The sequence below is a fragment of the Mesorhizobium mediterraneum genome, from assembly GCF_002284565.1.
Lineage (GTDB): Bacteria > Pseudomonadota > Alphaproteobacteria > Rhizobiales > Rhizobiaceae > Mesorhizobium > Mesorhizobium mediterraneum.
In genome coordinates this window covers 178,155-203,874 of record NZ_NPKI01000002.1, presented here as the reverse complement: position 1 = coordinate 203,874, position 25,720 = coordinate 178,155, and the positions used below count along the sequence as shown (strand labels likewise).

Here is a 25,720-nt window from a genome sequence, read left to right as displayed (position 1 = left end):
GTGGGCTTCGGCATTGCACCGCCCGGCCAAGCCGGCTCACGATTTCGGTTCCTTTTCGGTCAGTTCGAAAATCGGAATTTTTTTGTTGCGAAGGCTGCGGGACGGCGCCCCTCGTCAACTGCACCCGCATGCGCGGCAAGGCGGAGGTATCGACCTATTTCGGCAATTACGACCGCGTGACCGATTGGGCGCTGTCGCTGGGCTTCGTCGACGGAAGGCCGGCGATCCTGATCCGCAATCCTGGGGAGCCGGACGGCGCCGTGCGCGGCTTCATGCTGGTCGAATGGCGGGACGAGCAGGTCGTCCAGATCCGCGATTTCCGCTACGCGTCCTGGTGTCTGGTCGATGCGGAGATCAGCGCGGTGGAGGGGTGAGGGCAGGGCTGGAAATGGTGCGGAGATGGCGCGCGAAGGCGACACGGCGACGCGGAAATCTAACAGCAGATGCCGCAGATCGAACGTGCGATGAAGAAGATGGCGAAGCAGCTCAACACCCTATCGCCGTCGGCCGCCGTCTGGGGCAAACACGATGATGAGCGCACAGTTGATCGGCGCCTTCATCGAGAACAGGCAGGCTGCAATCGAGCTGACCAAGCACGTGCGCGGCCAGGTCGAGGCCGTGCTGGTGGCAATGCCCAAATACGCCGTGCAAGCCAACTAATGATTACCCCGCCAAGACGACAGGGCGACTTATGCCGACCGCGAGATCGATTGCCAGGAGGCAATGGAGCCAGGCTTTCAGGCGATCGTCGATTGCATGCTAGAGGCTGGCTGGACGCGTGGTGAGATCATGCGCTCGTTACGGCGCCTGATCGCTGCTGACAACATCACCCAAAAGGAAAACGCCAAGGTCGAGGCGCAGATCGCGATCGCCCGCGCTATGATGCGCGCAGGGAAGCTGAACTAGTCAACAGGCACATTTCACAAGAAGAATCCTAGCTGTGAATTGCGGGTACCAAAGTCGATTTCTCGGGGACGAAGGCGTTTCCTGATTTGTTCTCGGAACGATGGGCATATGTAGTTGGTCATCTGAAATCTGCGAAAGGATTCGCATCGATGACCATCCTCCAAATTGCTTATCTCTGCCTCGCTGCTGGCGCGTTCATTGCCTTCGTTGGCTACCTCATCGCGTTCTTCGGTATGGGAGGGCACTGATGTCCGGTACAGATTCGCACCATTTCAGGTCGGATTCGACCCGCATCGGGTCGGACTTGCCCCGCCCTCCTGGGATAAATGAGAGGTCATTCGCAACATAGAGGATGACCCATGACCCTCCTGCAAATCGCCTACGCAATGCTCGCCGTCTCGTATATTGTCGCGGCGATGGCGCTGTGGGGGCATTAGAAAAATGGAATCGACGAGTACGGATCTCGAAGCTGAATACGCCGACCGGTTTTCGCTATATGAATCCTTTACTTTAAATATAGAGAATGTTCTCCGAACGCTTCTTGATGCAGCCAACATCGAATATCTCAGAATTGAAGCTCGAACCAAAACAAAAGAGAGCTTTATGGATAAGATAACGCGCGAAGATAAGCAGAATAAGTACAAACGGCTTTCGAATATTACCGACTTGTCCGGCATTAGGATTATAGGATATTATGAGAATGACGTGTCTCAGATTTGCAAAATACTGGAGAATAATTTTTCTCTAGATAGAAAGAATAGCGTCAACAAACGCGCCGCGAACGCTCCGGACAGGTTTGGCTACCTGTCAATCCACTACATTATTTCCTACGATAAGGTGCGTCGTCGATTGCCTGAAAATAGGCAGTTTTCTGGTCTGAAGGCCGAGATTCAAGTGCGAACCGTGTTGCAGCACGCGTGGGCAGTTCTTGACAGACGATTTCGATATAACAGTTCGGCAGAGATACCTCTCCCAATAAAGCGCAAGCTATTTAGGATTGGGGCGCAACTCGAGGGAGCCGACGAGGATTTATCGGACGTTGAATTGAAGATCAAAGCTTTGCGCGCATCCTACGAACAGAAAGCTTCGGAGGGGAAGTACGTTGAGCAAATTGATCGCGATTCGCTGATAGCGTTTGTCGACAATTCTGTGACCGTATCGGCACTGGTTCCAAAAGCACAGGAACGTGGGGCAAGATTGGTAATGTTTTCCAGCCAATCCAACAAAGAAGACTCGGCTTCTCTCTTGTTGAAAATGGTTCTTGGTATGCAACTGAGTGGACTAGATGATCTGCACAAATTGCTGGTTCAGCTGGAACCGCATGCAGATTCTCTGTTTGCCGCGCTGTTCTCTGACTTGAAGGACACTCGTGTGAGTAAGTATGCTTTAGTCCGAATACTATTATGCATCTCTCCCGGCGCACTTGCAGAGCGGGCACGACGGTACTCTGGGCTAGGTCCCAAGACGCTTGCCCAAATCAATCAAATTCGTCCAACAGGCCGTGTTCGTCCTAAAAAAGCGACTTACTAGCTTTGAGCGGGGCATTGATCGATGGTGTTCCTCATAGGTTTTCTGATAACGGGTGCGTTGCTGTTTGTGGCCTACCGTTATCTGACCAATTTTCAATATCGACGGGATTTCAACGCTGATTGGCGAAGGTCTCCCACTGACTTTGTCCTAATCGCCGTCGGCATCGTATTTTTCGTAGGATTTTTCTTTGGCGTCCTGGTCCCAGCGCTGGGCTTAATACGGCTGTCTATCGGCAACGTCAGTCTTCCCCTCTGGCAGGCATCCGCTATTGGAGGGCTGGTGTGGCTTGCTGTTATTAACTTCGTGATCTCACGCCGCAATGGATGAGGGGCAGCTCGGATGGCGTTCAATCTCAAAACTTCGGCTGTGTTGGCATTGGCGTTCGTCGCCGGTGCTGTCGCTATGTTCCTATGGAGCCGCGACAGTACGTATCAAGAGTGCCTTGTTCATGAGGGTCGCGGGCAGTCGCGCCCTGGCATGCTCGCTGCCTATAAGCTCTGCCAACACCGTTTCCCGGACTGGAAGGAAAGCCAATTCTGACGGCCCCGCCGTCCTCTAGTCGGGATACTTCAAAGGCTTATGGCTTGGCATGGCGTGGTGAAGCGCCTCGCCAAGGTCGCGCATGTCGATCTCTTGTCCACACACCGGGCAGATCGTGAAATGCTCGCGCTCATCCTTCACTTGGCCATCGTGACGCTTCCCCTTGAAGCTAGTCGCCTCGTTGTTCGTCCGCGGCCAAGCTGAAGGGCTCCGCTGCCGATTTCGGGGAGCGGTATCGTCGCGAAGAGGATCTACGGCCCACACCCCGTCAGTGACCCAAGCGCAATTGCCACATGGCAGCAAATTCTTAGAGCGGTGCCGGTTCTCATGGAACCGGCAACTCGCTCCAACTATCTGTTTTGCCGCATTTATGCGGACGCCAAATGATTCCATTTGGCTGCAAAATGCTCTTAGTCGACACGCACGCGGCGCGTCACCTGGCCATTGCTTTCCCAGTATGTGTGTTTCTTGGCAATCAAGGGATCGTCCATTGCCGGTTGAATTTGTCCCGTGGTGCTGACCGCGCGCGAGGTCACCGTGTGTTCTCCAGGAGCGGGATTTGCCCAAGCCAGGGACCAGATCTTCCAGGCGTGCTCGGCCTCCTCACTGTGGTCAATGGTCGCTGGTGCCCAGGGCCCTTGATCGATTTGCACTTCGACCCGGTCGATCGGCGCCCCCCAGGCCGCTCCAATGATGGAGTAATCCGAGTCTTTCCGGGTAACCTTCGCAGGCGCGGACTTTATCAGCGCTCGCCCGACCGAAGTCTCGACCCATACGGTCTCGCCGTTGTGGTCTTCCTCCCGGATGGTGACATAGTCACGGGCCATCAGAAGGCTCATGAAGCGGGTGTCGCGAACCTCGATGCGCTCCAGCCACTTGACGTTGGCGATCCCGTACCAGCCCGGAGCAATCAGCCGCACCGGGAAGCCATTGGGCGCCGGCAAGGCAGCTCCGTTCATTTCATAGCAGAGGAGATTGTCGGGGTTCATCGCGTCGGCGAGCGACATGCTGCGCGCGAAGTTCTGCTGCATCTTGACGTCGCGTATTGCGACCTCGCCTGTGTCAGTACCGAAAAAGACGACCTCGATGCCCTTCTCCAGAACGCCGGCTTCCTCGAGGATCGGGGCGAGCGGCGTCCCAGCCCAGCGGGCATTGCCGATGCCGCCGGTGAAAAAGGGAAAACCGTGATTGCCCGAGCATTCCACGGTGAAAACGACCTCCTGCCGCGGCCGCGCCTTGACGTCGGCGAGTGTCAATTTCAAGGGCTTCTTGACCAGGCCGCCGATCTCCATCGACCATGTCTTCTCGTCGATCGTTGGTCGGTTGAAATGCGAGATGCTGAAGAACTTGTCGTTTGGAGTTATCCAGCTATTCAAATCCTCCCAGACAAGCTGCTTCTGGATACCTACCGGATCGGGATTTTCGGTCGGCTGATCCAGCCACGGGATAACTTCCTCGCTCGGCCGTGTTGGAAAAGCGTAAGCCCGACGCGAGGTATAGAGAGCGGCAATTGCGGCAAGAGCCGCGCTTCCTTGAACAAGAAGTTCTCTGCGCTGAAAATCAGGCATGTTGTTTACCTCCCAGTTGATCCGGAACGGGCTGCAACGTGCCTTAGGCCGTAGCCTGATCACGGATAGGCGACACAATGTGAGGTCTGCCCACCCGGAAGTATGCGGACAGGTCAGACAATCACCGACGCAAGTCAAGCATGTGAAGCATTGGACGAAACACTAGCTCGCGTTTCGCACGCTAAGAGTGCGCCTTTGAGAAGGACGTGTCCACAACCTGGACGGGACATGATGATGATTGCAGCATTCGAGACCGATTTCCTGCCAAAATCGTTGCTGCTCGGATCGCAACCGAACGCCCGCTTCCGGGTCATTTCCGGACCTTCGCGGGTGCGGTCGGAAAGGCCCGTTCCGACCCGATTTCTGCCGTTCCGATACCGGCCGCGCCATCTCCAGGACGGATGTTCACCCAGTTTCGGCGAGAAACCGCGTTGGGCTGCCGTCTCTTGTCGCGATCACTCTTGGCGCGACAGGATGGCGGCGCGGCCGGCGCAGGTGTATGATGATGGTCTAATATTTCGAGATGAGGGAGGACAGCATGACGTCTTGGGAAATCAAGGGACGTGAACTCGTCAGTTGCACCTGCGAATATGGCTGCAACTGTCAATTCAATGCGCTGCCCGATAAGGGCCATTGCCATGCGGTGGCGGGCATCCAGATCGATGAAGGCCATCATGGCGAGACCGCTCTCGACGGCCTCCGGATCGCTGCGATCTTCAAATGGCCTGGCGCCATCCACGAAGGCAATGGCGAAGCCATCGCTTTCGTCGACGAGAGCGCAACCGACCGGCAGCGTAACGCGCTGCTGCGCATCATGACCGGCCAGGACACCGATCCGTTCGCGACGATGTTCGCCGTCTACGCCTCAACCGTGACAAAAATGAATGAGCCGGTTTTCACCAAGATCGATCTCGACCTCGATATCGACGGTCGCAGGGGCCGCATCTTCGTCAAGGATTATATCGAAACCGTCGGCGAACCGATCCGCAACAAGGTGACGGGCGCGGACTCGCGGGCTCAGATCGTGTTGCCGAACGGCTTCGAATATGCGGTCGCCGAGATCGGCAGTGCCTCGAGCACAACCAGCGGACCGGTTCAGGTGAGCACGAAGGACAGTTACGGCCAGTTCGCGCGGCTGCATCTCAACAATCACGGGGTGGTGCGAGCCTGACGCGCCGCATGGACGGCGCGTCGCCACTGGAACGCCTGCTCAGACGCGACCGCGTCATCACGATTGCGGGAGTGGTGGCGCTGTGCCTGCTGGCCTGGCTTTATATCGTCGCCGGGGCAGGGCTCGGCATGAATGCGTGGGAGATGACGAGGCTCGCGCTTTTCCCCCACCAGAAAACCCCCGACATGACCTCCGATATGTCTGGCATGGATATGTCTGGCATGGACATGCCCGGCATGGACATGCCCGGCATGGATATGTCCGGCATGGACATGGCGACGGAACCGCGGGTCTGGGGGGCCGCGATCTGGGCGCTGATGATCGCCATGTGGTGGGTCATGATGGTCGCCATGATGTCTCCGAGTGCGGCGCCGACGATCCTGCTCTATGCGCGCGTGCATCGCCATGCGCTCGCACAGGGCCAGATCCAGGACAAGCTCGCGCCCACCGGCGTATTCATGGCAGGCTACCTCATGGTCTGGCTGGGGTTCTCCGTCGCGGCAGCCGCGCTGCACTGGCTGCTCGAACGCGAGGCATTCGTTTCAGCGACGATGATGAGTTCGCAGAGCCGCTGGCTTTCAGGCATCGTCCTGATCGCCGCGGGCCTGTATCAGCTCTCGGCGCTCAAGAACGCCTGCCTGTCGCATTGCCGGACGCCGACGGCGTTCCTTTCCCGCCACTGGCGCCCCCACACGCTTGGCGCGCTGCGTTTGGGCGCCCTGCACGGGGCGTTCTGTGTCGGATGCTGCTGGATGCTGATGGCGTTGTTGTTCGTGGGTGGCGTAATGAACCTGGTGTGGGTTGCCGGGCTCGCCATTCTGGTGCTGGTCGAAAAGGTGTTTCCTGCCGGCCAATGGGTCGGCCGGGTGGCCGGCATCGCCCTGATCGCCTGGGGCAGCGCAACGCTTTTGGTCTGACGACCAGGGCCGCATCGAATGAAGGAAGCGACGACCAATCGCTTCTGATGCAAAGTGCGTCGCACCACCCGGCCGAACCGCATAGCTACCACTAGGCCAGGTTGGGAGCACTGCCCCGCCTATCCCGATTCGCGGCGACCGGCCCATCCGGCACGTGCAAGGTTCAACCCCGCAGAGGTGGTGGAGCGAGCTTTCCATCTGCGGTCTGACGAAACTGAGCATTATGCCGGCATTCAAAGCTGCGGAGGAACTTTGAATCCTCGCGCCCGTTTACCGAATGTCATGGATGGGAGGTTCCGCCGATGAATGTGAGCGACGAAAGGACCGTAGCCCTCTGGGCGGCGACCGAAGTAGCGCCCGATGCGGTCCCGCTCGGGCAGAGCGAACAGGTCGATGTCGTCGTCGTCGGGTCTGGAATTGCCGGCCTGTCGGTCGCGTACGAACTGGCCGCCGCCGGGCAAAAGGTAGCTGTCGTCGATCGCGGCCGGATTGGCAGTGGCATGACGGCTCGCACCACTGCGCACCTGTCATCCGTCTGCGACGACTATTTTTCGGAACTGATCAAATTGCGCGGTGAGGACCTGGCGCGGATTTTTTATCAAAGCCAATCGGCCGCTATCGACCGCATCCAATCAATCCAGGAGACGGAGAGTATCGCGTGCGATTTCCGACGCCTCTACGGCTTTCTCTTTCCGGCTTCCGGCGGCCGAGAATCCGATATCGAGCGCGAGCTGGACGCCGCTCTGAAAATCGGGGTCGACGTCGAGAAGATCAGGGGCGTGCCGTTTGCGGGCTTTTCGGATACGCAGGCCCTTCGATACGCCAATCAGGCGACCTTCCACCCGCTCAAATATCTCTGCGGGCTGGCCGCAGGCATCCGCGCGCGCGGCAGCGCGCTTTATGCCGATACCATTGTGGAAAACGTCGAAGAGACTGACGGCGGCGTGCGCGTATCCACGGTTTCGGGCTTAACCGTGTCTGCCAAATCGGCCGTTGTCGCCACCAACTCGCCGATCAACGACCGGGTCGCCCTCCATACCAAGCAGGCGCCCTATCGGACCTACGCGATGTCGTTCGAGATCGCGCGCGATACCCTACCGGATGCGCTGTATTGGGATACTGAGGACCCTTATCACTACGTTCGGCTTCAGCCTGGCGAAGGCCGTACCGACTTCCTGATCGTCGGAGGTGAAGACCACAAAACAGGGCAGGCCGACGATGCCGGCGACCGCTTCGCGGCCCTGATAGCCTGGACTAGAAGGCTGGTGCCCGATATCGGCGTGGAAACGAACCGGTGGTCCGGGCAGGTGATGGAGACCGTCGATTATGCGGGGTTCATCGGCCGCAATCCTGGCAACCAGCGTGTCTTTGTGGCGACTGGGGATTCCGGCCAGGGCATCACCCATGGCGTCGTCGCCGGCCTGTTGATCTCCGACCTGATTCTGAAGGGGGAAAGCCCCTGGCGCGAACTTTACGAGCCGTCTCGCAAGACGGCAGGCGCGATCGGCGATTACCTGGCGGAGAATGCGACTGCGATCAAGAGTTTTGCCGAGTATGTCGCGCCTGGCGAAATTGATTCCGCCGACAAGCTGCGACCGGGAGAAGGTGCCATCGTTCGCGAAGGGCTCAGCAAAATCGCCGCGTTTCGCGATGACGACGGCACGCTCTACAAGCGCTCGGCCGCATGCACGCATGTCGGCTGCCATGTCCACTGGAACTCCCTCGAGCGCTGCTGGGACTGCCCTTGCCATGGTTCGCATTTCGCTATCGACGGCACGGCTTTGAATGGACCTGCGGTGTCGCCGTTGGCTCGGCTGGGCTAGCCTCTTCAAGCCGGCTCACAATTCCTTTTCGGCCAGCTCGCGAAACGCGTCGGGAACCGACCGCTGCGGGCCGAGCGCGACCGAGGCATAGCCGACCGCTTCCCAGCCGAAGCGGTCGCGGATTTTGTCGATGGCGCGGTCGGCGGTCCAGCGCGCGGCACCTTTCGTGGTGCCGGGGCGGCGGCGGTCGTCGTCGAGGCCGAGCGGCAGTTCCAGCTGCAAGCCCGGCTGCTTCTCTAGATGCGAGACCGCGATCGCCAGCAGCGAGATGGTCTTTTCGTGCGGATGATCGACAAGCACCTTGCGCACCAGCGCCTCGGCGATCTCGGCCAGCATGGCGGTTGCCGAAATCGGCTGGTCGAGCGTGATCGACCGCGTCACCGAGCGCAGATCGGCGAAGCGGACGCGGACCGTCACCGTGCGGCCGGGCCGCGATTTTGCCCGCAGCCTAGTGGCGACCCTGTCGGCCAGGTGCAGCAACGCGGGCACGAAGATTTCTGCCTCGGCCGGTTTTCTGCCGAGCGCCGATTGCGCGCCGGCCGATCGCGCCCGGCGCTGCGTCTCAAGCTTGCGCGGATCGCGGTTCCAAGCCAGCGCGTTGAGCTTTTCGCCTGCTGCCGGACCGAGCAGGCGCTCCAGCGACCCACCGTTGATTTTCGCCAGCTCGCCGATGGTGTTGACGCCGATGCCGGCCAGCCGCTCCCTGGTCACCGGCCCGACGCCCCACATCAGCTCGACCGGCAGATCGTGCAGGAACTCCAGCTCGTGGTGAGGATCGACCACCACCAGCCCGTCGGGCTTGGCCACTTGCGAGGCGATCTTGGCCAGATGCTTGGTGCGCGCCACGCCGACCGAGATCGACAGGCCGAGCTCGGCGCGCACGCGGCGGCGGATCGTGCCGGCGATCTCGGCCGGCGGGCCGAACAGATGGGTGCAGCCGGTGACGTCGGCAAAGGCCTCGTCGATGGAAATCCGCTCGACCACAGGCGTGAAATCGCCGAGCACTTGAATAGCCGCATCGCCCAGCCGCTGGTAGTCCTTGAAATGGCCGCCGACGAAAATCAGCCCGGGGCAGAGTTCCCGCGCGCGCCGCCCCGGCATGCCGCCACGCACGCCGAAAGCCTTGGCCTCGTAGGAGGCGGCCAGCACGACCCCGCCGCCGACGGCGATCGGCTTGCCGCGCAGGGCCGGATCGAGCAACTGCTCGACCGAGGCATAGAAGGCGTCCAGATCCGCGTGGAGGATGTTGGCTTCCATCCGGCCCGTTCGCCCGCGGCGGTTCGAACGCCGCATCGTCTTGAGGGTGGTTTATGTGGAACATAAAGAGAACAAATAGGGCGGATTGTCAAGGAGCGCGGAAGGCAATCGCTTCAGGTTTGCGCTGCCGCTTGTCTGCCTGCGTTCCAGCGTTGGTGGTTGGCGAAAGCCGAAGCGACATCCAATCTCCCCCGCAAGGGGGGAGATCGGCAGCTTCGCCGACGGCGCCTACTCCGGAATCTTTGAGGTGCCCAGCAGGCAGGGCAGGGCAAACTTCGACAATTGGCGGGCCGAGCGCTAGCTTTTGCTGAAGCGATTGCCCCGATAACGGGTGCAGCGCCCTACAGCGCCATCTTGTAGCCGAGATGGCTGGCGGTGAAGCCGAGGCGCTCGTAGAAAGCGTGCGCCTTCCGTCGGCTCTTGTCCGTCGTGAGCTGGACGAAGCTGCAATTGCGCGAACGGCACATTTCGACCGCCCATTCGATCATCAGCTTGCCGATGCCGCCGGACCGCCGGTGCCGGGCGACGCGAACGCCTTCGATCTGGCCACGCCAGGCGCCTTTCCTCGAAATGCCCGGAATGAAGCTGAGCTGCAGCGTTCCGACGACTTGCCCGGCTTCGACAACCACCGCCAGCAGCTGGTTGGGATCGGCATCGATTGCCCTGAAGGCATCTGCATAGGACGGCGCGAGCGGCGTCGATGGGTCTTCCCGGCCCGCGCCGAGCGCATCGTCGGCAAGCAATGCGACAATCGCCGGCAGGTCGGGCGCTTGCGCGCGACGGAACTCAATCTCGCTCATCGGGGGGGTGACATACGGCGCGGGCTTGACGACGGCAAGAGCGGTCCAGCCATTGGTGGCGGACGGCCTCGGCGACATCCGGCATACGCCGCCTGCTGTGCCCAGAGGCGGTGGCCAAAACGGCGGAAGAAGCGTGCCAGGAGCCGCTGCTGCCTGGCGCGGGCGAGATCGGCGCCGCGTCTTTCCTGGCGCCAGCGCGGCATGTTGCGATAACAAGCAATGAAACGGGCGGCATCCTCGAGCGCCTCCTCGGCCGACTGCGCCGGCCGGATCGCCGCCAGGAACAGTGCCTCGCCGTGCTTCAGCCGGTCGACCGTCGCCTTGCGCTGGTCATGGCCTAGGCGGGCCTTGCCTATGCCGTCGAGGCGGATGGCCGCCAAGGCCGCCAGCATGGCCGGGCTGTCGCCGGTATAGCCGCAATCGCGGGCGAATTGAGCGGAGAGGGCGTCCATCCTGGTTTCCTCAGCTGGCGGCGGCCGCGACGGATGCCCGGACCTGCTGCCCATCCGTGTCGTCCGCGGCGCTATTATCCGTCGGCACGAGCGATATAAGCATAACTCGAAAATTGGCACAAGTTAAACTTTTGCGTGGGTTCGAGCGGAACCGACTCGACTCTTCGGGAAAAACCCATACTGTTGTGAACAAAACAGGAACGGAGGCACTAGGGGCGATGGCATTGCCGGGCAAGGAAGCGACGATCGCCGAGGTCGTCTCGATTGCGGTCGAGTGTATCGATTGCGGCCGCAGCAGATGGTGGAAGCCGGCTGAGCTGAAGCGCTTCGGGATAACCGGGCAGACGCCGCTGGCGTCCCTTTCGGGGCGCCTCATTTGCTCGGCCTGCCGCGCCGATGGCCTGCCGGGTGCGGCGGTCTCGATCCAGGCGGCATTCATCGACGAGCAGCAGCAGCGCCGCGCCGAGGCGCGGATGCTCAGCGATCGCGAGGTTCCGCTGGAGAGATCCAGGCGGGCTTGAGTGGCGCGCCGATCCACCTTCTCCCACAGGGGGAGAAGGGAGCGCGCCCCGCCGCCCTAATACCCCAGCAGCTCCTTGAGCGGGATGACGCGGAAGACGGCCTTGATCGCGTAGCGGTTGAAGGTCAGCGTCTTCGGCGGATTGTACTGCTCGACGACCAGCTCGGCGGCGGTGCGCTTGACCAGCTTCTTGATGAAGGCCTTGCCGTTGCGCTCGTTCTCCTCGGGGAACATCTCGATCACCACATGGTCGCCGGGCACGGCGTCGCGGCCGCCGCAATAGAGCATCTCGCCGGGCTCGTAGCGCGGCACCATCGAGTCGGAGAGCACATGCAGCGCGAACACTTTGCGCAAATGGGCGATGCCGGGCGGGCGCTGGACATAGCCGGCGACCTCGCCGTTAAAGGTGAAGTCGCCGTCGTCGCCGCCGACCGCAGCGCCCAGAAGCTCGATGTCCATCGGGCCGGCGGGCAGGGGAGCGGCGTCGGTGACGATCTCTGCGTCGGAGACATTGTCGGCGTCGTCGAGGAAGACGACCTCGCCCTTGCCGAGCGCCACTGGGTCGACGCGCAGGAAGGCGGCGGTCTTCAAGAGGTTCTCGGTCTTGGGCAGGTTGCGGCCGGTTTCCCAATTGCCGACGGCGGCGACGTCGGTGTCGTTGTGCTCGGCAATGTGGCGCATCACCAGGCCACGCTGCTTGCGCGCCTTGCGGATCGCCGCCCCGACCTTGATCGACAATGAGGTTTTCGCCATGGCGCCATCTGAAACATAAGAATCGATTTCGTCCATGAAAGAATGGCTTGCATAATTTTTTGAGTTATGCTTATATACGACCCATGCGCAAGCCATGCCTCATCTCGCTTTCCCATCCGTCCCGGCTGTCCTCCTCCCCGGCCGGGACGAAGCCCGAGGCTCGCGCCTCGGATCCGGTCGCCCTGCCGTCACCGGTGGCGACCGGAACGGCCGGAGCCGTTCCCCTCACGGCTCCGGCCACGAATTTCGGCGCGTGTCATGCGGCCTTTCGTGCATCCGCACCGAGGACGGCACGGTCATCGTCTTCGACCGGCAGACGGGCAGGGCGGTTTCCGCTGCCACCCGCGAGGCGGCCGAGGCGAAGCTCGGCCGCCGGAGGTGATCGCGCTTCTCCCCGTTCACGGGGAGAAGGTGCCGGCAGGCGGATGAGGGGCGGCACCATCGCTGGGCTGCTCGGGCAGTGCCGGCAATGACCTGGGGCAAAGACAATCGGCCACGCCGCGCTGCCCCTCACCTGCCTGCCGGCATCCTCTCCCCGTGAACGGGGAGAGGGACGAGCTTCGGCATTCACGCAATCTCTTGAGACGGAAGAACACCATGCCCGCCTATACCGACACAGAATTGCAAAGCATCGCCCGCTGGCTGAAGGACGGATTGTCCGCCGCCAGGATCGCCGACCGGCTGAGCGCGCTGCGCGGCGGCCCGGCGTCGCGCAACGCGATCATCGGCGTCGTCCACCGCAACGCCGACTTGCGCGCCATCGGCTTTGCCAATCCCCAGGGCAGGTCCGGCGGCCGGCCTAGAAAAAACCCGGCAAAGCTTGTCAGGCCGGACAAATCCGCAAAGCCGGCCGGATCGCCTGGGCAAGCAAAGCTGCCTGGGCAAGCGGAGCTGCCTGGGCAAGCAAAGCTGCCTGGGCAAGCAAAGCTGGTTAAGCAGAGCGGGCCTGCGAGGCATGTGACGCCGGCCAGGCTGGCGCCGCCGGTCTGGCTGCCGCAGCGCCAGTTCGTGCACGAGATCCACGGGCCCGATAGCGAGGCCGTCAAGGTGCCGGCGCCGCACCCCACTGCCGTAGGGCGCCAGCCGCATGTCGCGGCCATGCGCTTCATCGACTGCCTGTTCAACCGCTGCCGCGCGCCGCTCGATCTGACGCTGGAGGAAGACCCCGAAAACGTCGCGCCGGGCAGCCGGCCGGGACTGGACATGCTGTGCTGCGGCCTGCGCACGCGGCCGCTGAAAAGCTACTGCGCCTATCACGCGGCGCGCTTCTGCGACCACCGCCGCACGGTTCTGGCGGATGCGGCGTGAGCTGATCGCCGAACGGACGGCAATCTGAGTTCCTCGCCCTACGAGGTGAGGAGAGGAACCAGGTTCTGCGAAGACAGCAAATGAAACGAGGAGCCACCGATGAGCAGGAAGACCGCCCAGAAGGCTAAACCCAAGCCGCCCAAACTAGCCAAGGGCGAGGCCGAGCAGGTGCGCATTCGCAAGGAGGTCGGCCATGATTTCGCGCTGAAGGACGACGCCTTCGGCCGCAAACGGCTCGCAGTCGGCACGCTGGAGGCGAGGCGTGTCTATGAGGTTTCCAACGACGGCCCGCCCGGCGGCATTGTGCGCGTGCGCAATGTCGATCCGCTGACCGGCATCACCTCGCTGTCGCGCCAGCAGCGCGAGGCGGGCATGCGCTACCGCGAGGATTTTCGCGTCTCGGCACAGGACGGCGTCAAGCCGACGGCGCTGACCGAGCGCGTCGATGGCGGGCGCATCGGCGGCGGCGTTGCCGACCGCATCCTGTCCGCCGGCCGCGCCTATGCCGACGCCACCAGGGCGCTTTCGCATTGGGAGGTTTCGGGCGTGGTGCAAAAAGTCTGCTGCCATGGCGAAACGGTGAAGAGCCTGGCCGAACAGAACGCCGAGCCGCGGGACGTTGTGGCGAAGCTGCTCAAGGTCGGGCTGGATTTGCTGGCGGTGCATTACGGGATGATGCTGATGCGGAGGCCGCGTGGGTAGCAGGCAACTGGCGTGATGCCCGCGTCGGTCGACCAAGGCGCCGTTGATCACCGGGGAGCGGCCTGAACTTCGCCGCCCGAGAGGGCGCGGAGTGCGGAGGGCGGCGACGCAGCGAACCTCGATCGGCCCGCGTCCTCCAATTGAAGGGCGCAGGCTTCCCCATGGCCTGTTACGGTGCGCCATTGCTGGTAGATCGCAATGTTAAAGCCGCTGCTAGACCCTCATTTCGCAGACGTCGCGCCGACGTCTTCGGTGCTGACCGGCTATGACGAGGACCATATGCTTACTTATATCCGGTTGCTCGATGCTTCGGCGGACGGGGCCGATTGGCGTGAGGTCGCCCGCATCGTTCTGCACATTGACCCCGAGCAGGAGCCAGAGAGGGCATTCCGGGCTTGGGCGACGCATCTGGCGCGTGCCCGCTGGATAACTCGGAATGCGGCTTCGCGCCAATCAGCACGATAGCGGCGCGAATGACGCCCTGACATTTTCCATGGAACTGCCGTCCCGGTCTGCCCGTTTAGATAGGAAATCAACATGGGAAAGCGCTCGATGAACTCTTGGCAAATCAACACTTTAGAGGCGTGCTGCCTGCTTGCTGTTCCGGTGTCGCTTATCCTCACGGTTCTGGTGGCGGGTCTCATCCTTGGCTGAATGCCGCGCATCCAGCTGGCTTCCAAACCATACGCAGCACCCCACAACCTCTGGCTTCGGCCGAGCGTCGAGCCTTCGCAGTCAAGTTTACACCCGCTTTGAATTTTGGTGGGCCGCATAGTGCTTGGTGAAAACCTCTGCAGACAGGTCGAAGGCGGCGCGCTCCTTTTTGAGCCGCGCCATGGGCCACTTCCACCACTGGATTTCAAGCAGTGCAGCAATCGTCTCGTCGGAGAACCGGCGCTTGATCACCTTGGCTGGATTGCCGCCGACAAGCGTATATGGCGCAACGTCCCTGGTCACGACGCTGCCGGCGGCAATAACGGCTCCGTCGCCGATGGTCACGCCTGAAAGGATGATCGCGCGGGCTCCGATCCAGACGTCATTGCCGACGAGGATCGGGCCTTTCGAAACTAGGTACTCCAGGTTCTTTTTCTGCCGGAAAATCCGCGACTGAAAAGGAAACGTTGAAGCCGTATCCGTTCGGTGATCAGTCTGGCACAGAAAGAGTGTCCCTGGTCCGATTGAACAAAATGCGCCTATCTCGACTGGCGATTCCGCCGTGCAATTGAGGAATGCCCTGCCGTGGACACCATAGGTTTCGCGTCCGATTTTAGCGTGGCGCGGGATCGCTGCGGGATCATCTTTCAGTCCCAGCCAAATCCGCAGTTTCTTGAAAGCCATCCCGGTTTACCGCCTGGATTCGGTGAGCCGGCAATCGACACCACCGTATCGATCCGCGCGACTGCCTTAAATGTCATTCCTCAAGCCCCTGCTAAGGGGAGGAGCATTGCTCAAGAGAGGGCATTTCGCAAGTGCGCTATGGCCGCGCGACGGATTGGGCACTGCTAACGCGAGGATTTCCGCGTCTCGCAGCAGGCCGGCGCCAGGCCGACGGCGCTGACCGAGCGCGTCGAGCACGATCCATCCTTCAATTGTTGAAGCCGATGTGGGGTGCTGGGTGCCCCTAATCCTTCGCCCGCTCCACATAAGCGCCATCCGCCGTCATCACCACCACGCGGGTGCCGGCGCTGATGTGCGGCGGCACCAGCGTGCGCACGCCGTTGGAGAGCGTTGCCGGCTTGTAGGACGAGGATGCCGTCTGACCCTTGGTCACCGGCTCGGTCTCGACCACCTCGAAAGTGGCGCGCTGCGGCAGCACCAGCGAGATGGCGATGCCATTATACTGCGAGACCTGCACCGCCATGCCTTCCGTGAGATAGGGCGCCATCTCGCCAACCACGCTTTCCGACACCGCGACCTGATCGTAGCTTTCCGGGTTCATGAAGTGGAAGCCTTCCCCGTCGCGATAGAGGAAGGTGTGCTCGCGCTCCTCGACATAGGCGCGCTCGACCTGCTCGGTGGTGCGGTAGCGCTCCGAGACTTTCACCCCATCGGAGATGCGGCGCATGTCGAGCTGGGTCACCGGCGTGCCCTTGCCGGGATGGATGTTTTCAGCAAAGAGGATCACATAGAGCTTGCCGTCCTTTTCGACGACATTGCCTTTGCGTAGGGAACTGGCGATGACCTTCACGGGCTTTATTCCTAAGAGCGTTGACTGGCCTGGAAGCGCCGACCGGCGCAAATCGGCTGCGGGAGCCGTCCGGTGCGGACTAGCGCATCTTGGCTGCAATCGCCAGTCCTCGATGCAAATCCGCCTGTCATGACCGCCGCGTCGCCCTGGTGGACGCCCGATGTCCACTCCGACCGCCGGCCGCGGCTGCTCCTGCGCAATGCCATCACTGCGGCCCTGCGCGACTGGTTTGCCCGTCGCGATTTCATCGAGGTCGAGACAGCGGCGCTGCAGGTCTCGCCAGGCAACGAGGCGCATCTGTCGGCCTTCGCCACCGAGGCGATCGGCCCGAACGGGCAGCGCCAGCCGCTCTATTTGCACACATCGCCGGAATTCGCCTGCAAGAAGCTGCTCGCCGCCGGCGAGAAGCGCATCTTCAGCCTGAGTGCCGTCTATCGCAACCGCGAGCGCGGCCCGCTACACCATCCGTCCTTCACCATGCTCGAATGGTACCGGGTTGATGAGACCTATGAGAGCCTGATGGAGGATTGTGCCGGGCTTGTCGCGCTGGCCGCCGAGCGCGCCGGCGCAAAACGCTTCTCCTTTCGCGGCCGCGAGGCCGATCCGTTCGCCGAGCCGGAACGGTTAAGCGTCGCCGAGGCTTTTTCGCGCCATGCCGGCATCGACCTGCTAGCCACGGTCGCCGCCGACGGCAGCACCGATCGCGAAGCGCTGCACGCGGCTCTGGTCCAGGCGGGCTTGCGCACCGCGTCCGACGACAATTGGGCCGATCTGTTCAGCCGGGTGATGGTGGAAAAGATCGAGCCGACGCTGGGGAAGGGGCGCGCCACCATCCTTTACGGCTATCCGATTTCGGAGGCGGCACTCGCCCGGCCGAGCGCGGATGATGCGAGGACCGCCGAGCGCTTCGAGCTCTATTGCTGCGGCGTCGAGCTGGCCAACGCGTTCGGCGAGCTTACCGACGCCGCCGAGCAGCGCCGGCGCTTCATCCTAGAGATGGACGAGAAGCAGCGTGTCTATGGCGAACGCTATCCGATCGACGAGGATTTCCTCGCGGCGCTGAGCATCATGCCGCAGGCAAGTGGCTCCGCGCTCGGCTTCGACCGGCTGGTGATGCTGGCAACTGGGGCGCTGCGGGTCGAGGATGTGATGTGGACGCCGGTGGCGGAGTGAAAGTCAGCGCCTGTCCGCGCCGGCCTCGATGACTATGTGCTGGCAGACATTATCGAGGTCACGAATGACGTCGTCGTTCCAGAAGCGCAGGATGGCCCAGCCCAGCGCTTCAAGCTTTGCCGTTCTCGCGGCATCCGACGCCGAGGCCTCGGCCCGGGCATGCTGGGAACCATCTGGTTCGACGATCAGCTTTCTGTCCGGGCAAGCAAAATCGACGATGTAGCCAGCGATGGGCATTTGGCGCCGAAACGCCAGTCCCATGAGGCGATGCGCTCTGATCTCGTTCCAGAGTTTCAGTTCGGCATCCGTCATGACTTTACGCATCTTGCGCGCATTGCGGCGGTTGATTGGCGGCACAGGATAGTGGCTCATCGCCGCCGACCCCCCTCTGCCCTGCCGGGCATCTCCCCCTCAAGGGGGGAGATTACGCCTTCGCATCGCTCCGGCCTCAATCGCGGATGTTGAAGGACGAGGTGCGGCGTTGCGGTCAGCCGATCTCCCCCCTTGAGGGGGAGATGCCCGGCAGGGCAGAGGGGGGTGCTTCGCTCCATCCTCTACTACCGCCCCATCAGCAAATTCACGATGAGCTGCTGCAGATTGCCGCGTGGGGCGAATTCTACCCGGTCGAAATCGCGGCTTGCCTGTCGCTGCGCCTGGGAGAGTTCGGCAAGCCGCCTGGTCATTTCGGTCCTGATCTTTTTGCAACCGGGATCGTCGGGGACGGACAGGCCGATGGTGGCCGTCTCGATCTTGCGGACCATGTCGACGATGATGTCGCCATGCACCTTTTCGTGGGCGGCGAGGCCAGTGGCAAAAACGTCCCAGCTCTTCTGCACGGCGGTCGGCACCGGCCCGGACGTTTTGGGCAAGGTGTAGGTTATGATGAGCTTCGGCCGCGCCGATACCAGCACGCAGGCATTGCCTTGTCGCTGATAATCCCTGACCCAGGTCAGCTTGAAATTGGTGTAGGCCATGGCACGGACCTTGCCTTTGCCGATCATCGGCCCCCGCTCGCCCATCGAGGCATGGAGCTGGGGACCGGTCTGTCCTGAAACGGCGTAGGTCTCGACCGTCTCAATCGGCTTCCATCCCGCCTGCGCCGGCGATGCCAACAAACAGGCCAGGAGCAGAGACGTCAGAACAGCTGTTTTCATGCGAATCCCCCGGGGCGATGCCTTTGGTGCGCTTGATCATCAACGCGTGGCCGGAATGCGGTCAAGGCGCCCTTGCCCTAAACCTCGGCGTCGGCATTGCGCGTCGAATGAACCAATCAACGGCGATGTGCCGCAAACTCAATCCGCTTGGCGGGCTCGTTTTGAAATCTTCTCGCTCATTTAATTCTATAAACTCAGTAGAGTTACTACACACAAGCCGTTTTGCGAGGAGACCGAAATGCCGAATAAACTGGTGGTGGGGCTGTCGGGCAACCTGACCCGTCCGTCGAAGACCAAGGCATTCATCAGCCACATCGTCGCGGAAGTGTCGAGCAGCACCGGTGCAGCCTCGACCGTTTTCGACATCGAGGATCTCGGCCAATCCTTCCCGCTGGCAAGGCGCATCGGCGATCTGGATCCGCTGGCCAGGAGCATCGTCGAGCGATTGCTGGGTGCCGATGTCCTGGTGGTTGGCTCGCCGACTTTCAAAGGCAGCTACACCGGGCTTTTCAAGCATTTCTTCGACCTGCTCGACCCGTCGTCCCTGAGGGGAAAACCGGTCATCCTCGCTGCAACTGGCGGTGGCGATCGTCATTCGCTGGTTGTCGAACATCAGCTGCGGCCGCTGTTCGGTTTCTTCGAGGCACTGACCCTGCCGACCGCGATCTACGCCTCCGACAAGGACTTCGCCGACGGCGTGCTGGTCTCCGAAGCCATCCATTCTCGCGTCAGGCAAGCGGTCGCCGAAGCATGCCGGGTGGCCGGAACGCCACGCAGCGTCGGTCTTGCCGCCTGAACACCGGTCAGCCGATTCCCTTTCCGCACAGCACAGAAGGAACCCGCAATGACCAGACCCAGCAAGTCCAGACAGATCAAGCTTGGTGCCTTCCTGCCCGGTGGCGGACAGCATATCGCAGCCTGGCGCCATCCTGAGGCGCCGGCCGACGGCGCGACGAATTTCGAGTTCCACAGGCAGCTCGCGCTGACCGCCGAGCGCGGCCTGTTCGACGCCTATTTCCTCGCCGACAATCTGACCGTTGGCCTCGGCGCCCGCGAAGGCGGCAATGCCAAGATCGCCGGGTTCGAGCCGGTGACGCTGTTTGCCGCATTGGCGCCGCTCACCACCAATCTGGGCTTCATCGCCACCGCCTCCACCACCTATGAGGAGCCTTATACGCTCGCCCGCAAATTCGCGTCGCTCGACCTTCTGTCGAATGGCCGGGCCGGCTGGAACGTCGTGACCTCGGCGGGTGACGACACCGCGCGCAATTTCAACCGCGACGTCCAGCCGAACCACGCCGAGCGCTATGCCCGCGCGCATGAGCATGTCGAGACGGTCAAGGCGCTGTGGGACAGCTGGGAAGACGACGCCTTCATCCGCGACAAGAAGTCGGGCCGCTTCTACGACAAGGACAAGCTTCACGACATCGACCACAAGGGCCAGCATTTCAGCGTCAAAGGCCCGCTCAATGTGCCGCGCCCGGTGCAAGGGCACCCGGTGGTGGTGCAGGCCGGGCAGTCGGAGGACGGCCGCAAGCTCGCCGCCCAATCGGCTGAGGTCATCTTCACCGCCCATCAGAACCTGGCCTCGGCGCAAGAATTCTATCGTGACATCAAGGCTCGTGTGAAGGCTGCCGGCCGCGATCCCGGACAGGTGCTGATCATGCCGGGCGTGGCGCCCTTCGTCGGCCGCACCGAAGAGGAAGCCCGCGCCAAGTACCAGCAGCTGAACGAGCTGATCCTGCCCGAGGATGGCGTCGCCCTGCTCAACGGGCTGGCCGGCCAGACGCTCGACATCACCGGTTATCCGCTCGACGGACCGCTGCCGCCGAGCAAAGAAACCGAAGGCATGAAGAGCCGCCAGGCGCTGATCCGCCAGATCGCCGACGAGCACAACTTCACCATCCGCCAGCTCTACCAGTGGGTGGCAACGGCCCGCGGCCACTACACCGTCATCGGCAGCGCGGTGCAGGTCGCCGATCAGCTGGAGGAATGGTTCGGCAACGAGGCCGCCGACGGCTTCAATATCCTGCCGCCATGGCTGCCTGGCGCGCTTGATGACTTTGTCGACCTGGTGATCCCCGAGCTGCAGCGCCGCGGCCTGTTCCGCACCGCCTACGAAGGCAGGACGCTGCGCGAGAATCTCGGCCTCAGGCGACCGGAAAACCCCTGGACCGCCGCCCGCTCGAAGGTGCTGGCCGCCGAATAGATTCTCTTAAAGCGAAGGGCAAGACGATGAGTTTGCAACACATCGAGCAGCGGGTCACGATCCCTGCACATGCCGACAGAACCAGCCTTGGCGCCGATTTCCCTCGCCTGGCCAATCGGACTGTCGTCCGCTTCCTGTCCCGCTACGGCATCCTGATCGCCTTCCTCGCGATCTGGCAGGTCTCGAGCCGCGCGGGATGGGTCAACGCCGCGGTATTGCCGCCGATCGACACGATCGTCATCGCATTGTGGAACGGTCTGGCCGGCGGCACCTTGCTTGGCGACATCGCCATCAGCCTGCAGCGCGCCGGCCTCGCCTTCGCGGCGGCCGTGGCGGTTGCTATCCCGCTCGGTCTGTTCATGGGCCAGGTGCGCGCCGTCGAAACCGCGCTTGATCCGATCCTGCAGGTTTTCCGGCAGACCTCGGCGCTGGCGCTCTACCCGGTGTTCATCCTGCTGCTCGGGCTGGGGGAGGCATCAAAGGTCTTCGTCATCTTCTGGGCGACGCTGTTTCCGCTGCTGCTCAACACCATCAGCGGCGTCAAGCAAGTCGATCCGAAACTGCTCGAGATGGCCCGGGTCTACGGCGCCGCGCGGCTCACCGTGTTTCGCCGTGTCGTGCTTCCAGGGGCCGTCCCGTCGATCTTCGTGGGCTTAAGGCTGAGTGCGACCACGGCGCTCTTGTTGCTGATCGCCTCCGAAATGATCGGCGCCAACAAGGGTATCGGCTTCCAGGTGATGAACGCGCAGTACAACTTCCAGATCCCGCTGATGTTTGCGGCGATCGTCATCCTCGCCGGGCTCGGCCTGATCGCCAACCAGGCCCTGGTCAGCCTGCAGCGGCGGCTCTGCCGCTGGAGCGATCCCATCGACTGACCAGCTCTCACCATCTCTCCAACAGGCCATCCTCTCCAACAGGCCAACCTCTCCAACAAGAAAGACCGGACCATGCCAATCACTCGCCGTTCCCTGCTTGCCGGCGCTCCCTTTGCCGCCGGCATCATCGCCGCCGGCCTGCCTCGCTTTGCCGCTGCGCAAGCCGCGCCGGTCACGTTGCGCTACCTTGCCAGCCGCGGCAGCATCTCGCCGCATGAGCTGGCGGACGAGCTCGGCTATTTCAAGGATTTCGGCGTCAAGCTGGAGAATGTCGGCTACTCCGGCGGCGGCCCGGAATCGCTGTTCGCGCTCGCCTCCGGCAGCGTCGATCTCGGCTCGGCCGCAACCGCTGCGGTGATCAATTCGATCTCCGGTGGCAACGACTTCGTCGCCGCCTATCCAAGCAACGGCATCAACAGCCAAGTGCGCAGCGTCTTCTACGTGCTGGAAGACAGTCCGATCAAATCGATTGCCGACATCACCGGCAAGACCATTGCGGTCAACACGCTCGGCGCCCATCTCGACTATACCGTGCGCGAGGCGCTGCACGGCGCCGGCCTGCCGCCGGATGCCGCCAACCTCGTCGTGGTGCCCGGGCCACAGCTTGAACAGACCTTGCGGTCGCGCCAGGTCGATATCGCGGCACTCGGCTATTGGCAGGCGACGTTTGCCGGCGCCCTTGTCGACAATGGCGGCGTGCGCGGCGTGTTCAACGACACCGATGTGCTGGGCGAACTGGCCGGCGGCTTCATCGTCCTGCGGCGCGACTTCATCACGGCGCATCCGGAGGGGGCCCGCAATTTCGTCGAGCAGTCGGCGCGCGCCGCCGACTGGTCGCGCCAGAACCCGGACGAGGCGCGCAAGGTGCTTGCGGACATCCTCGACAAGCGCGGCGAAAATGGCGCGCTGGCACGCTACTGGACCGGCTTCGGCCTGCGCGAAGGGGCGAAGGCTGACGATCGTGACATCGACTTCTGGGTCAGCGTGCTCGAGCGCGACGGCCGCTTGCCCAAGGGCAAGCTGAAAGCCGCTGACATCCTTTACCGGCGCGGCGAAACGAAGACCAACTGACCGGGAGACGGGCGCCATGGCCACCACAAGCGGCGGCGAGGTCACCATACGCGACCTCTCCAAATCCTTCACCCTCAGTGGGCGCCCTCTTGCCGTGCTGAGGGCGCTCAACCTTGATATCCGCTCCGGCGAATGTCTTGTCATCGTCGGCGCCAGCGGATCGGGCAAGACCACGCTGCTGCGCATTCTTGCCGGGCTGGAGGCAGCAGACAGCGGCGGGGTCGCGATCGACGGCAAGCCGGTCCATGGCGTCGGCGCCGAGCGCGCGGTCATCTTCCAGGAACCGCGCCTGCTGCCCTGGCTGACAGTGCTCGGCAACGTCGCCTTTGGCCTCGAAGTGCGGGGCGTGCCCAAGGCGGAGGCCGAGGACAAGGCCCGCTTCTATACCGCGCTCGTCGGCCTGGCCGAATTCAGCGATGCCTATCCCCGGCAGCTTTCGGGCGGCATGGCGCAGCGCGTCGGCATCGCCCGGGCCTTGACCGTGCAGCCTGAAATCCTGCTGCTCGACGAGCCGCTAGGCGCGCTCGACGCCATGACCAAGATCGGCATGCAAGAGGAGCTGGCGCGCATCTGGAGCGAGGAGAACGTCACCATGGTCATGGTCACTCATGATCTGGAGGAAGCGATCTATCTTGCGGACAGGGTGCTGATCCTGCCCAGGGAGAAAGGCGGCACGGCACGGCTGGTCGAGGTTGAGCTGCCGCGCCCCCGCGATCGCAGCGAAAGCCGGTTCGTGCGCTATCGCGAAGAACTGCTGCGTGAGTTTGGCCTGCACTGAGACGAGGGGTGAAAGGCGCGTCTTGCGCCGCCCTTATTTCTCCGCCGCCACCTTCGAGAACAGCGCGCGCTCGACCGGCGGCTCCAGCGTTTGCGCAAAGGGCGTCGCCATGTGGTGGCGATCGCGGTAGGCCAGCTTGCCGTCGATGAAGACATGGCAGGTCTTGGCGTCGCAGAACCGGTTGGTCATATCGATATAGGTCGCGTTGGGAATGGCGCGCACGATATCGCGCTCCACCGCGGCCACGGCATCGTTGGCGGCGTCGCTTCGCGGTGCGTCACATACCGACGGCGCCTGTCCGCGCCACAGCGCGCGGGCCACGCAGGTGTCGGCGAACATGCCGTTGAACGGCACATCGCGGATGAAGGCGACCTTCAGCCCGGCTTGGCTGAAGGCCTGCAGCGTCGCGCGCAGACCGGCCTGCCAGTCCTGATCCTGGGTGTCGGGCACCTTCACGTCGGGTGACAGTTTGCGCGAGCTGGTCAGCGATATCTCCGAGATCACCACCAGGCTCGGGCGCAGGGCGATGATCTCCTTGATCGATTGCTCGCGCCATTGATCGCACTCGGTGTAGTCGCGCTTCAGCTTCGAGCTCCAGACCGTCAGCCGTGAGGCCCGGCACGCGGATTTGAGCCAGGTGACGACCTTGTAATTGTTCTTCTTCGCCGCCTCGATCAGCGGCGTCGACCAGTGGTCGGCGTGCGAATCGCCGAACAGCGCGATCGAGTGCTCGGCGTTCTTGGCGCCGAACACGCAAGGCTTCGGCGTGACGGTCTCGTAGTCGAGAACGCAGCCCACCTTGGCGCGGGCAGTGGAGGGTTGTGCGGCAGTTTCGGCAATGATGCGCTGTGAGGGGTCGAGATCGTGCACGGCAAGGCGCGCATTGGCATAGGTCGCCACCACGCTGGCACCGGTCAGCATTGCGGCGGGGACAAGCGCGCGCGCCGCATTCGCCATCAGCCAGCCGTTGCGGCGGATCGGGTTCTCGATAAAATTATAGGTGAAGATCGAGAGCGCCAGCGTCAATGCTGCGCAGGCAAGCCGCCCGGGCCAGGAAAGATCGGGAACCATCATCGTCGCATAGACGATGACCGGCCAATGCCAGAGATAGAGCGAGTAGGAAAGTTTCCCCACCCATTGCAACGGCGGCAGCGCCAGCACGGCGCTGGGTCCGCTTTGAGCATTGCCGGAACCGCTGAGCAGCAGGAGCACGGTGCCGGCCACCGGCACCACCGCCGCGACGCCGGGGAAGGGGGTGTCCTGCTCGCTGAAGGTCAGATAGGCACCGGCGATCAGGGCCAGGCCAAACCATGCCAATGCTGCGCCCAGTTGTGGGCGCTCCCGCCAGAATTTTGCCGGCGCCATCGTCGCCAGGCCGCCGGCGGCAAATTCCCAGGCCCTGAGCGGCGAGAAATAGAAGGCCCAGGGCTGCGCCACGGTGGTGAGCCAGGCGCAGACGGCGAACGACACCACGCCGGCGACGCCGATCACCAGGATCGCGGCGCGCTTGCCCGGGCGCAGCCATGCGGCCAGCAGAAGCAGCCCCGGCCATACGAGGTAGAACTGCTCCTCGACCGAGAGCGACCAGAAGTGGATGAAGGGGTTGTTCGCCGCATCGGGGGCGAAATAGTCGAACGCCCAGCGGATCAGCCAGAAATTGATCGCATAGGCCGAGGCGAACATGGCGCCTTTCGAATAGAGTGCCTGTTCGTCCGGCGACAGGATGAAGTAACCTGCGACCAGCGTGACGAGGATGACGAACAGCGAGGCCGGCAGCAGGCGCCGGGCGCGCCTTGCATAGAAGCGCCACAGGTTCAGCCGGCCGTCCTCGGCGATTTCCCGCAGCAATTGGCCGGTGATCAGATAGCCGGAGATGACGAAGAAGATGTCGACGCCGGTGAAGCCGCCCGGCAGGTCCGACAGACCGAAATGGAACGCGACGACGCCCGACACCGCCAGCGCACGCAGCCCTTCGATATCAGGCCGAAACGATGCTGACACGGCGATACCTCGCGTAGGTCGTTG

The 25,720-nt window shown here is 62.6% G+C and carries 29 protein-coding genes; 19 read left to right on the top strand and 10 right to left on the bottom strand.

The window, feature by feature from the left end:
* Positions 1–128 precede the first annotated feature (128 nt).
* The 5 genes from CIT25_RS01605 to CIT25_RS01590 all read left to right on the top strand — a co-directional run bounded on the left by CIT25_RS01605 (position 129) and on the right by CIT25_RS01590 (position 2,763).
* Positions 129–374, top strand: coding sequence for a hypothetical protein (locus CIT25_RS01605; RefSeq protein ID WP_245329732.1), 246 nt, complete (start codon positions 129–131; stop codon positions 372–374).
* Positions 375–531: 157 nt separating this feature from the next.
* Positions 532–660 (top strand): hypothetical protein, encoded by a 129-nt coding sequence (locus tag CIT25_RS38045; RefSeq protein ID WP_280953339.1) that lies wholly within the window; start codon positions 532–534, stop codon positions 658–660.
* Between the two features lie 63 nt (positions 661–723).
* Positions 724–906 (top strand): hypothetical protein, encoded by a 183-nt coding sequence (locus tag CIT25_RS01600; RefSeq protein ID WP_245329731.1) that lies wholly within the window; start codon positions 724–726, stop codon positions 904–906.
* 441 nt (positions 907–1,347) lie between these two features.
* On the top strand, positions 1,348–2,436 hold the full coding sequence (locus tag CIT25_RS01595; RefSeq protein ID WP_095482814.1) for a GTP pyrophosphokinase: 1,089 nt from the start codon (positions 1,348–1,350) through the stop codon (positions 2,434–2,436).
* A gap of 21 nt (positions 2,437–2,457) precedes the next feature.
* Positions 2,458–2,763: a hypothetical protein gene (locus CIT25_RS01590; RefSeq protein ID WP_095482813.1), complete on the top strand. Its 306-nt coding sequence runs from the start codon at positions 2,458–2,460 to the stop codon at positions 2,761–2,763.
* A gap of 623 nt (positions 2,764–3,386) precedes the next feature.
* Here CIT25_RS01590 and CIT25_RS01575 read toward each other — a convergent pair.
* Positions 3,387–4,544, bottom strand: a complete 1,158-nt coding sequence (locus CIT25_RS01575) for a sulfite oxidase (protein ID WP_095482810.1) — start codon at positions 4,542–4,544, stop codon at positions 3,387–3,389.
* A 538-nt stretch (positions 4,545–5,082) separates the two neighbouring features.
* On the opposite strand from CIT25_RS01575, the gene CIT25_RS01570 reads away from it, so the two are divergent.
* From CIT25_RS01570 to CIT25_RS01560, 3 genes are all read left to right on the top strand, one after another.
* Complete coding sequence (locus CIT25_RS01570; protein WP_095482863.1) at positions 5,083–5,715, top strand: DUF1326 domain-containing protein; 633 nt, start codon at positions 5,083–5,085, stop codon at positions 5,713–5,715.
* An 8-nt stretch (positions 5,716–5,723) separates the two neighbouring features.
* Complete coding sequence (locus tag CIT25_RS01565; protein WP_095482809.1) at positions 5,724–6,632, top strand: DUF2182 domain-containing protein; 909 nt, start codon at positions 5,724–5,726, stop codon at positions 6,630–6,632.
* A gap of 302 nt (positions 6,633–6,934) precedes the next feature.
* Positions 6,935–8,455 carry an FAD-dependent oxidoreductase gene (locus CIT25_RS01560; protein ID WP_095482808.1) on the top strand — a complete coding sequence of 507 codons (1,521 nt, stop codon included), beginning with the start codon at positions 6,935–6,937 and terminating at the stop codon, positions 8,453–8,455.
* Positions 8,456–8,470: 15 nt separating this feature from the next.
* Here the strand turns inward: CIT25_RS01560 and dinB are convergent, their stop codons facing one another.
* From dinB to CIT25_RS01545, 3 genes are all read right to left on the bottom strand, one after another.
* Complete coding sequence (gene dinB / locus CIT25_RS01555) at positions 8,471–9,712, bottom strand: DNA polymerase IV (protein WP_095482807.1); 1,242 nt, start codon at positions 9,710–9,712, stop codon at positions 8,471–8,473.
* Between the two features lie 341 nt (positions 9,713–10,053).
* Positions 10,054–10,512 carry a GNAT family N-acetyltransferase gene (locus CIT25_RS01550; RefSeq protein WP_095482806.1) on the bottom strand — a complete coding sequence of 153 codons (459 nt, stop codon included), beginning with the start codon at positions 10,510–10,512 and terminating at the stop codon, positions 10,054–10,056.
* A complete protein-coding gene (locus CIT25_RS01545; protein ID WP_245329729.1) occupies positions 10,509–10,964 on the bottom strand; it encodes a hypothetical protein in 456 nt (151 codons plus the stop codon). Before CIT25_RS01545 ends, CIT25_RS01550 begins: the two co-directional genes overlap by 4 nt.
* 218 nt (positions 10,965–11,182) lie before the next feature.
* Between CIT25_RS01545 and CIT25_RS01540 the strand changes: the two genes are divergently transcribed.
* A complete protein-coding gene (locus CIT25_RS01540) occupies positions 11,183–11,485 on the top strand; it encodes a hypothetical protein (protein ID WP_095482805.1) in 303 nt (100 codons plus the stop codon).
* A 56-nt stretch (positions 11,486–11,541) separates the two neighbouring features.
* Here CIT25_RS01540 and CIT25_RS01535 read toward each other — a convergent pair whose 3' ends face one another.
* Complete coding sequence (locus tag CIT25_RS01535) at positions 11,542–12,237, bottom strand: XRE family transcriptional regulator (protein ID WP_164547156.1); 696 nt, start codon at positions 12,235–12,237, stop codon at positions 11,542–11,544.
* A 253-nt stretch (positions 12,238–12,490) separates the two neighbouring features.
* Here CIT25_RS01535 and CIT25_RS38040 point away from each other — a divergent pair, with 253 nt between their 5' ends.
* The 4 genes from CIT25_RS38040 (at position 12,491) to CIT25_RS37335 (ending at position 14,712) form a co-directional block, all read left to right on the top strand.
* Complete coding sequence (locus CIT25_RS38040; protein WP_280953338.1) at positions 12,491–12,619, top strand: hypothetical protein; 129 nt, start codon at positions 12,491–12,493, stop codon at positions 12,617–12,619.
* A 215-nt stretch (positions 12,620–12,834) separates the two neighbouring features.
* A complete protein-coding gene (locus CIT25_RS01525; RefSeq protein WP_095482803.1) occupies positions 12,835–13,545 on the top strand; it encodes a GcrA cell cycle regulator in 711 nt (236 codons plus the stop codon).
* Between the two features lie 99 nt (positions 13,546–13,644).
* Positions 13,645–14,247 carry a DUF6456 domain-containing protein gene (locus CIT25_RS01520; protein ID WP_095482802.1) on the top strand — a complete coding sequence of 201 codons (603 nt, stop codon included), beginning with the start codon at positions 13,645–13,647 and terminating at the stop codon, positions 14,245–14,247.
* Positions 14,248–14,445: 198 nt separating this feature from the next.
* A complete protein-coding gene (locus tag CIT25_RS37335) occupies positions 14,446–14,712 on the top strand; it encodes a DUF2285 domain-containing protein (RefSeq protein WP_095482801.1) in 267 nt (88 codons plus the stop codon).
* 276 nt (positions 14,713–14,988) lie between these two features.
* Here the strand turns inward: CIT25_RS37335 and CIT25_RS38035 are convergent, their stop codons facing one another.
* Positions 14,989–15,585 carry a CatB-related O-acetyltransferase gene (locus CIT25_RS38035; protein WP_095482800.1) on the bottom strand — a complete coding sequence of 199 codons (597 nt, stop codon included), beginning with the start codon at positions 15,583–15,585 and terminating at the stop codon, positions 14,989–14,991.
* A 283-nt stretch (positions 15,586–15,868) separates the two neighbouring features.
* The gene (efp, locus tag CIT25_RS01505; RefSeq protein ID WP_095482799.1) at positions 15,869–16,435 is read right to left on the bottom strand and encodes an elongation factor P; all 567 of its coding nucleotides are present in this window, start codon (positions 16,433–16,435) and stop codon (positions 15,869–15,871) included.
* Positions 16,436–16,564: 129 nt separating this feature from the next.
* On the opposite strand from efp, the gene epmA reads away from it, so the two are divergent.
* Positions 16,565–17,608 carry an EF-P lysine aminoacylase EpmA gene (gene epmA, locus CIT25_RS01500; RefSeq protein ID WP_095482798.1) on the top strand — a complete coding sequence of 348 codons (1,044 nt, stop codon included), beginning with the start codon at positions 16,565–16,567 and terminating at the stop codon, positions 17,606–17,608.
* Positions 17,609–17,611: 3 nt separating this feature from the next.
* Here epmA and CIT25_RS01495 read toward each other — a convergent pair whose 3' ends face one another.
* Both CIT25_RS01495 and CIT25_RS01485 read right to left on the bottom strand, forming a co-directional pair.
* Complete coding sequence (locus tag CIT25_RS01495) at positions 17,612–17,980, bottom strand: endonuclease domain-containing protein (RefSeq protein WP_095482797.1); 369 nt, start codon at positions 17,978–17,980, stop codon at positions 17,612–17,614.
* A 185-nt stretch (positions 17,981–18,165) separates the two neighbouring features.
* On the bottom strand, positions 18,166–18,762 hold the full coding sequence (locus CIT25_RS01485) for a DUF922 domain-containing Zn-dependent protease (RefSeq protein ID WP_095482795.1): 597 nt from the start codon (positions 18,760–18,762) through the stop codon (positions 18,166–18,168).
* Positions 18,763–19,000: 238 nt separating this feature from the next.
* Between CIT25_RS01485 and msuE the strand changes: the two genes are divergently transcribed.
* From msuE to CIT25_RS01460, 5 genes are all read left to right on the top strand, one after another.
* Entirely contained in the window at positions 19,001–19,558 is a 558-nt protein-coding gene (gene msuE / locus CIT25_RS01480; RefSeq protein WP_095482794.1) for an FMN reductase, read from the top strand.
* A gap of 48 nt (positions 19,559–19,606) precedes the next feature.
* Positions 19,607–20,971, top strand: coding sequence for an LLM class flavin-dependent oxidoreductase (locus tag CIT25_RS01475; RefSeq protein ID WP_095482793.1), 1,365 nt, complete (start codon positions 19,607–19,609; stop codon positions 20,969–20,971).
* Positions 20,972–20,997: 26 nt separating this feature from the next.
* A complete protein-coding gene (locus tag CIT25_RS01470) occupies positions 20,998–21,846 on the top strand; it encodes an ABC transporter permease (RefSeq protein WP_095482792.1) in 849 nt (282 codons plus the stop codon).
* A 72-nt stretch (positions 21,847–21,918) separates the two neighbouring features.
* Entirely contained in the window at positions 21,919–22,917 is a 999-nt protein-coding gene (locus CIT25_RS01465; RefSeq protein WP_095482791.1) for an ABC transporter substrate-binding protein, read from the top strand.
* 16 nt (positions 22,918–22,933) lie between these two features.
* A complete protein-coding gene (locus CIT25_RS01460; protein ID WP_095482790.1) occupies positions 22,934–23,695 on the top strand; it encodes an ABC transporter ATP-binding protein in 762 nt (253 codons plus the stop codon).
* Positions 23,696–23,728: 33 nt separating this feature from the next.
* On the opposite strand, the gene CIT25_RS01455 is transcribed toward CIT25_RS01460, so the two are convergent.
* Complete coding sequence (locus CIT25_RS01455; protein WP_095482789.1) at positions 23,729–25,696, bottom strand: acyltransferase family protein; 1,968 nt, start codon at positions 25,694–25,696, stop codon at positions 23,729–23,731.
* Positions 25,697–25,720: the final 24 nt, after the last annotated feature.

Coding starts and splice junctions, on each gene's coding strand:
- CIT25_RS37335 (WP_095482801.1), top strand. CDS start 14,446: ATGTTAAAGCCGCTGCTAGACCCTCATTTCGCAGACGTCGCGCCGACG.
- CIT25_RS01470 (WP_095482792.1), top strand. CDS start 20,998: ATGAGTTTGCAACACATCGAGCAGCGGGTCACGATCCCTGCACATGCC.
- CIT25_RS01520 (WP_095482802.1), top strand. CDS start 13,645: ATGAGCAGGAAGACCGCCCAGAAGGCTAAACCCAAGCCGCCCAAACTA.
- CIT25_RS01600 (WP_245329731.1), top strand. CDS start 724: ATGGAGCCAGGCTTTCAGGCGATCGTCGATTGCATGCTAGAGGCTGGC.
- CIT25_RS01525 (WP_095482803.1), top strand. CDS start 12,835: ATGCCCGCCTATACCGACACAGAATTGCAAAGCATCGCCCGCTGGCTG.
- CIT25_RS01485 (WP_095482795.1), bottom strand. CDS start 18,762: ATGAAAACAGCTGTTCTGACGTCTCTGCTCCTGGCCTGTTTGTTGGCA.
- CIT25_RS01575 (WP_095482810.1), bottom strand. CDS start 4,544: ATGCCTGATTTTCAGCGCAGAGAACTTCTTGTTCAAGGAAGCGCGGCT.
- CIT25_RS01545 (WP_245329729.1), bottom strand. CDS start 10,964: ATGGACGCCCTCTCCGCTCAATTCGCCCGCGATTGCGGCTATACCGGC.
- CIT25_RS01535 (WP_164547156.1), bottom strand. CDS start 12,237: ATGGCGAAAACCTCATTGTCGATCAAGGTCGGGGCGGCGATCCGCAAG.
- CIT25_RS01590 (WP_095482813.1), top strand. CDS start 2,458: ATGGTGTTCCTCATAGGTTTTCTGATAACGGGTGCGTTGCTGTTTGTG.
- msuE (WP_095482794.1), top strand. CDS start 19,001: ATGCCGAATAAACTGGTGGTGGGGCTGTCGGGCAACCTGACCCGTCCG.
- CIT25_RS01570 (WP_095482863.1), top strand. CDS start 5,083: ATGACGTCTTGGGAAATCAAGGGACGTGAACTCGTCAGTTGCACCTGC.
- CIT25_RS01475 (WP_095482793.1), top strand. CDS start 19,607: ATGACCAGACCCAGCAAGTCCAGACAGATCAAGCTTGGTGCCTTCCTG.
- CIT25_RS01460 (WP_095482790.1), top strand. CDS start 22,934: ATGGCCACCACAAGCGGCGGCGAGGTCACCATACGCGACCTCTCCAAA.
- CIT25_RS38045 (WP_280953339.1), top strand. CDS start 532: ATGAGCGCACAGTTGATCGGCGCCTTCATCGAGAACAGGCAGGCTGCA.
- dinB (WP_095482807.1), bottom strand. CDS start 9,712: ATGGAAGCCAACATCCTCCACGCGGATCTGGACGCCTTCTATGCCTCG.
- CIT25_RS01550 (WP_095482806.1), bottom strand. CDS start 10,512: ATGAGCGAGATTGAGTTCCGTCGCGCGCAAGCGCCCGACCTGCCGGCG.
- CIT25_RS01540 (WP_095482805.1), top strand. CDS start 11,183: ATGGCATTGCCGGGCAAGGAAGCGACGATCGCCGAGGTCGTCTCGATT.
- CIT25_RS38035 (WP_095482800.1), bottom strand. CDS start 15,585: ATGGCTTTCAAGAAACTGCGGATTTGGCTGGGACTGAAAGATGATCCC.
- CIT25_RS01605 (WP_245329732.1), top strand. CDS start 129: ATGCGCGGCAAGGCGGAGGTATCGACCTATTTCGGCAATTACGACCGC.
- CIT25_RS01565 (WP_095482809.1), top strand. CDS start 5,724: ATGGACGGCGCGTCGCCACTGGAACGCCTGCTCAGACGCGACCGCGTC.
- CIT25_RS01465 (WP_095482791.1), top strand. CDS start 21,919: ATGCCAATCACTCGCCGTTCCCTGCTTGCCGGCGCTCCCTTTGCCGCC.
- CIT25_RS01560 (WP_095482808.1), top strand. CDS start 6,935: ATGAATGTGAGCGACGAAAGGACCGTAGCCCTCTGGGCGGCGACCGAA.
- CIT25_RS01595 (WP_095482814.1), top strand. CDS start 1,348: ATGGAATCGACGAGTACGGATCTCGAAGCTGAATACGCCGACCGGTTT.
- epmA (WP_095482798.1), top strand. CDS start 16,565: ATGACCGCCGCGTCGCCCTGGTGGACGCCCGATGTCCACTCCGACCGC.
- CIT25_RS01495 (WP_095482797.1), bottom strand. CDS start 17,980: ATGAGCCACTATCCTGTGCCGCCAATCAACCGCCGCAATGCGCGCAAG.